Origin of the sequence: Arthrobacter sp. 2YAF22_2 (assembly GCF_052114645.1) — a bacterium.
Classification (GTDB): Bacteria; Actinomycetota; Actinomycetes; order Actinomycetales; family Micrococcaceae; genus Arthrobacter.
This window is the reverse complement of sequence record NZ_JBFRFD010000211.1, coordinates 1-5,853: the sequence shown is the minus strand read 5'-3', so window position 1 is coordinate 5,853 and position 5,853 is coordinate 1. Positions and strand designations below refer to the sequence as shown.

Sequence of the window (5,853 nt, the reverse complement as noted above, 5' to 3'; positions counted from 1 at the left end):
CTTCTCCCCCTGGCGGTACAACACCGACGCCGCCGCCGTCCGCCTGCTGGCCGGGACCGGCTGGGAATCGCCGGAGCCGACGGCGCTGCCGACCGGCGGGGAACTCGTCGACCAGTACCTCACGCCCCTGGCTTCTCTGCCGGCGATTGCGTCCCGCCTGCACACCGGTGCCCGCGTCGTGGCAGTGACCCGGCAGGGCATGGACAAGACCCACAGCCGGAACCGCGACACCACACCCTTTGTGGTCCGCGTCGAACACGTCGGCGGAGAGGTCCGCGAGTACCAGGCCGCAGGTGTCATCGACGCGTCCGGCACCTGGTCCACCCGCAACCCGCTCGGAACCTCCGGCCTGCCCGCCCTCGGCGAAGCCGCCGCAGCTGAGACGATTTCCTCTCCGCTGCCGGACGTCCTGGGCCGCGAGCGCGCAGCGTTTGGTGGCCGCACCGCCGTCGTGGTCGGCTCGGGGCACTCGGCCGCCAACACCCTGATCGACCTCTCCGAGCTCGCAGTGCAGGTGCCCGGGACCAGGATCGTGTGGGCAATCCGCGGCGCATCCGCAGCCAAGGTCTATGGCGGCGGTGACGCCGATGAGCTGGCGGCCCGCGGCAGGCTGGGCAGCCGGCTCCGCGCCCTGGTTGAGGACGGGACCATTGAACTGCACACCGGCTTCGGCATCGTGGCCCTCGCCGCCGCCGACGGAGCCGTCACCCTGACTTCCACGGACGGCCGGACCCTCGCAGCCGACGTGATCGTTCCGGCCACCGGGTTCCGCCCCGACCTGGACATCCTCCGTGAACTCCGGCTGGACCTGGACGCCGCCGTGGACGCCCCGCGTGAGCTCGGCCCGCTGATCGACCCCGAATTCCACTCCTGCGGCACGGTCGAACCCCACGGCGCCCGGATGCTGGCCCACCCCGAAGACGACTTCTACATCGTGGGCATGAAGTCCTACGGCCGGGCCCCGACCTTCCTGCTCGCCACCGGCTACGAACAGGTCCGTTCCGTCGCGGCCGCCTTGGCCGGGGACCGGGAAGCCGCGGACACCGTCYTGCTCGAACTCCCCGAAACCGGCGTCTGCTCGTCCGACGCCGGCAGCAGCGGCTGCTGTGGAGCGCCCGAACCGGTGCTCGTCGGATTCCCCACCGGCCTGACTCACGGCCGCAGCGGGGGGAACTGAGCATGCAGATTCAATTGCTGACGATTCCGGGGTGCCCGCACGGCGTCTCGGCCCGGGACTTGTTCGCGACCGCGTTGGAGGCGGAAGGCATCGATCCGGCGCTGCTCACGGTCACCGAAATCAGCACTGACGCCGACGCCACGGCCCGGTCCTTCCACGGATCACCCTCCTTCATCATTGACGGAGCTGACCTTTTCCCCTCCGACACGGCACCCGCCGTCGCCTGCCGGGTGTACCCCGGTCCGGGCGGCCTGGCTGGGCAACCGGAGCTCGGATCCCTCCGTCAAGAAATCCGGAGGCGGTGCTCCCGCAAGCCCTGAACCGGCCCAACCAAAAAGAATTTCGAATCCCACCCATCCCTGCCCGCCGAGCCCGCGAATATCCATTGAGACACCAACCAAGGGTCGGTGCCCGACAGTCGGATAGGAGCCGCAGCGGCAAAGAGGTCCGCTGYCGGCAATGAATCGGCACAACAAAGGAGATTCGAAATGCAGACCATCAAGCGCACAACTTTCGCCGTTGCAGGTATCGCTGCTGCAGCCATGCTCAGCCTCACTGCCTGCGGCGGTTCCAGCACCGGCGCCAGCAGCTCCTCGGCTCCGGCGTCCACGCCCTCCGCTTCGAGCATGGCGCCGTCGCCGTCCATGAGCTCCTCCGCCGCAGCCATGGACCCGGCAGCAAACCTCGTCGGCCCCGGCTGCGCCGCCTACGCCGCCCAGGTACCCAGCGGTAAGGGCTCCGTCTCCGGCATGGCCCTGGACCCGGTGGCCGTGGCCGCCTCCAACAACCCGATCCTGACCACCCTGACCGCCGCCGTCTCCGGCAAGCTCAACCCCAAGGTGAACCTGGTGGACACCCTGAACGGCAGCGAATTCACGATCTTCGCCCCGACGGATGACGCCTTCAAGAAGATCGACGCCGCCACCATTGACAAGCTCAAGACGGACGATGCCCTGCTGAGCAAGATCCTGACCTACCACGTGGTTCCCGGCAAGATCAGCCCCGACCAGATCGTCGGCACGCACAAGACGGTCGAGGGTGGCTCCGTCACCGTCAGCGGCACCAAGGACGCGCTCAAGGTCGACGGCGCCAACGTAGTCTGCGGCGGCGTCCAGACCGCCAACGCCACGGTCTACATGGTTGACTCCGTCCTGATGCCCAAGTAGGCACACCAAGCCCTCCTGCCCCGGATCCAGCCTGACTCCCTGGATCCACCTGGAGAAACGAAGGCCCGCACCGGATGGTGCGGGCCTTCGCCTGTTGCGGTCGGCTCGCCCCCAGCGGCGAAGGCCCCCCCGCAGGGTAGCCGCCGTCCGGTCTACTAGACTGGGGCTGTTCCGCAGCCGGCGGGCTTACAGTTCCCCAGGGGTGATTCCTTCAGTGCCAAGCAGTTCCGCGCCGACCCGTAACCGCCCGAGCAGGACAGCGCGGCGGATCGCAGCCGGCTTCGGCGCGGTCCTGCTCCTGCTGCCCCTTGCAGCGTGTACCGGAACGCCCGGCCCGGCGCCGTCGTCGGCCAGCGCCAGCTCATCCGCTGCGGGCCCCACCGCAACGTTTAATTTCGGCACCGCATCCCGCCCGCTCGGCCTGGATCCGGCCCTCGTTTCCGACACCGATTCCTACCGCATCACCCGCCAGGTACTCGAAGGCCTGGTCGGCGTCGACCAGACCAGCGGCAAGCCCACCCCCCTGCTGGCGACAGAGTGGAACGGCAGTGACGACGGCCGCGCCTACACCTTCAAGCTCCGCGGGAACGTGAAGTTCCAAGACGGTACGGCCTTCGACGCGGCGGCCGTGTGCACCAATTTCAACCGCTGGTTCAACTTCCCCGAGGCACTCCGCAAGCAGGCGCCGGGCACCAGCTTCAAGTCCGCGTTCCGGGCCCACTCGGACCAGGCCTCGCTCTCCGTATACAAGAGCTGCACCGCACTGGCGGCGGACAGCGTCAAGATCGATCTCACCGAGCCGTTCACGGGCTTCATCCAGGCCCTCACCCTGCCGGCCTTCGCCATCTCCTCGCCGCAGGCACTCATCGCCCGGTCCGCCGATGTGCTCAACCAGACCCGCGAAGGCCAGCCCGTGTCCGCCTACGCCCTGCACCCGGTGGGCACCGGTCCTTACGTTTTCGGCTCCTGGGACAACGACACCGTCACGCTGAACAGCAACGCTGGCTACTGGGGCGACAAAGGCCAGATCGGAACCATCAACTTCATCAGCTACGACCACCCGCAGACCCGGTTGCAGGCCCTGCTGGACGGCAAAATCGACGCTTACGACTCCGTCACGGTCGGCAATTTCGACCAGTTGGTCAAGCGCGGCAAGCAGATCGTCCAGCGCGATCCCTTTTCCGTGATGTACCTGGGGATGAACCAGGCTGTGCCGGTGCTGCAGAACCTCAAGGTCCGCCAGGCGATCGAGATGGCCCTGGACAAGGACACCCTGATCCGCAAGTTTTTCATTGACAACACCTCGGCGGCCTCGCAGTTCGTCCCGCCGAAGCTGAGCGGCTTCAACAACAACGCGCCCTCGCTGGGGTACGACCCGGCCAAGGCCAAGGAGCTGCTCGCCGAGGGCGGCTACAAGGGCGAGGAACTGAAGTTCTACTACCCGCTCAACGTCACCCGGCCGTACCTGCCGACCCCGGAAAAGGTCTACGCCGAGATCAGCCGCCAGCTCACCGCCGTCGGACTCAACATCAAACCGGTGCCGGTGGACTGGGCGGACGGCTACCTCCAGAAGGTCACCTCCCCCGGGGACCACGCCCTGCACCTGCTTGGCTGGAACGGCTCCTATTCGGACCCGGACAACTTCGTGGGGCCGCTCTTCGGCCAGAACAACGGCGAATTCGATTACCAGGACCCACAGGTGTTCTCCAAGATCGCCCGCGCCCGGGGCTTGCCGGACGGCAAGGACCGCACCGACCAGTACCAGACCATCAATGCCCAGATCGCCGCGACGGTCCCCGCCGTCCCGATCGCGTACCCGATCTCGGCGCTGGCCCTCTCCGACCGGGTCCTGAAATACCCGGCGTCGCCGGTCCTGAATGAAGTTTTCACTAAGGTCGTGTTAAAGCCTTGACGGCAGTGCCCAATTTCAGTTAGTGGGCCGTGCGGGGATATTCTGTGACAGCCAGAGCCGCTGCTATCGGAGACTGATTGTGACTTTCATTTCCAAGACCCAACACGCCGACGTTGTCCTGATTGGCGGCGGCATCATGAGCGCCACGCTGGGCACCTTCCTCAAGCAGCTTGAGCCGAACTGGACCATTTCGCTGTTCGAACGGCTGGACCAGCCCGGCCTGGAAAGCTCCGGCCCCTGGAACAACGCGGGCACCGGACACGCCGCACTGTGTGAGCTTAACTACTCCCCCGCGGCCAAGGACGGTTCGGTGGACCCGGCCAAGGCCCTGCACATCAACGAGCAGTTCCAGCTGTCCCGCCAGTTCTGGTCCCACCTGGTCACCAACTCGCTGATCGGCTCACCCAAGGGCTTCATCAACACGGTGCCGCACATGAGCTTCGTGGTCGGCGACGCGAACACCAAATTCCTACGCACCCGTTACGAAGCGCTCAAGCCCAACCCGCTGTTCCGCTCGATGGAGTTCTCCGAGGACCACGCCCAGATCGCCAAGTGGGCGCCGCTGATCGTCAAGGGCCGCGACCCGAAACAGCATGTCGCCGCGACCCGCGCCGCGGAGGGCACCGACGTCGACTTTGGCGCGCTCACCCGCGAGCTGACCGGTTACCTCGGCAACAACGGCGTGGAAATCAACTACGGCCACGACGTCACCGGCATTTCCAAGGCCTCCGACGGCGGCTGGGACCTCACGCTCAAGCACCCGCGGTCCGGTGAGCGCGGCTCGATCCACGCCAAGTTCGTCTTCGTTGGCGCCGGCGGCGGGGCGCTGCACCTGCTGCAGGCCTCCGGCATCCCGGAAAGCAAGGGCTACGGCGGCTTCCCGGTCTCCGGCCAGTTCTTCCGTTGCACCGACGAGAGCCTCGCGGCCCAGCACAGCGCCAAGGTCTACGGCCAGGCCTCGGTGGGTGCCCCGCCCATGTCCGTGCCGCACCTGGACACCCGGTACGTCAACGGCAAGCGGTCCCTGCTGTTCGGCCCGTACGCCGGTTTCTCCACGAACTTCCTGAAGAACGGCTCCTATCTGGACCTCCCGCTGTCCATCCGGCCCTCGAACATCATCCCGATGCTGGCCGTGGCCAAGGACAACATGGACCTCACCGCCTACCTGGTCAAGGAGGTCGCGAAGCGGCACGGCGCCAAGGTCGAGGCCCTGCGGGAGTACTACCCGGAGGCCAAGGACGGCGACTGGGAACTGATCACGGCCGGCCAGCGTGTACAGATCATCAAGAAGGACCCGAAGAAGCACGGCGTGCTGCAGTTCGGCACYGAGGTCATCGCCGGCCGCGACGGCACGATCGGGGCCCTGCTCGGTGCGTCCCCGGGCGCGTCCACCGCAGTCCCGATCATGATCGAGCTGCTGCAGAAGGCGTTCCCGAAGGACTTCAAGGGCTGGCACGGCAAGCTCAAGGAGATGATGCCGGGCTACGGCGTCAAGCTCAATGAGAACCCGGAGCTCGCGGCCAAGCTTGAGGCCGAGACGGCAGCAGCCCTCCAGCTGGAGCCGGTYAGCGCCAGCCAGGGCTGACCGCAGCAGCCGC

At 66.9% G+C, this 5,853-nt stretch carries 5 protein-coding genes; all 5 read left to right on the top strand.

Annotated elements, in window-relative coordinates; all coding sequences use genetic code 11:
* Positions 1-1,177 (top strand): FAD-dependent oxidoreductase (locus AB4Y86_RS10185; protein ID WP_441402121.1); only part of this gene is annotated, 1,177 nt, incomplete at its 5' end.
* Positions 1,178-1,179: 2 nt separating this feature from the next.
* Positions 1,180-1,497 (top strand): hypothetical protein, encoded by a 318-nt coding sequence (locus tag AB4Y86_RS10180; protein ID WP_441402120.1) that lies wholly within the window; start codon positions 1,180-1,182, stop codon positions 1,495-1,497.
* Between the two features lie 168 nt (positions 1,498-1,665).
* Positions 1,666-2,343, top strand: a complete 678-nt coding sequence (locus AB4Y86_RS10175; RefSeq protein ID WP_441402119.1) for a fasciclin domain-containing protein — start codon at positions 1,666-1,668, stop codon at positions 2,341-2,343.
* A 214-nt stretch (positions 2,344-2,557) separates the two neighbouring features.
* The gene (locus tag AB4Y86_RS10170) at positions 2,558-4,255 is read left to right on the top strand and encodes an ABC transporter substrate-binding protein (RefSeq protein ID WP_441402118.1); all 1,698 of its coding nucleotides are present in this window, start codon (positions 2,558-2,560) and stop codon (positions 4,253-4,255) included.
* A 79-nt stretch (positions 4,256-4,334) separates the two neighbouring features.
* Positions 4,335-5,840, top strand: coding sequence for a malate:quinone oxidoreductase (locus AB4Y86_RS10165; RefSeq protein ID WP_441402117.1), 1,506 nt, complete (start codon positions 4,335-4,337; stop codon positions 5,838-5,840).
* Positions 5,841-5,853: the final 13 nt, after the last annotated feature.

Coding starts and splice junctions, on each gene's coding strand:
- AB4Y86_RS10180 (WP_441402120.1), top strand. CDS start 1,180: ATGCAGATTCAATTGCTGACGATTCCGGGGTGCCCGCACGGCGTCTCG.
- AB4Y86_RS10175 (WP_441402119.1), top strand. CDS start 1,666: ATGCAGACCATCAAGCGCACAACTTTCGCCGTTGCAGGTATCGCTGCT.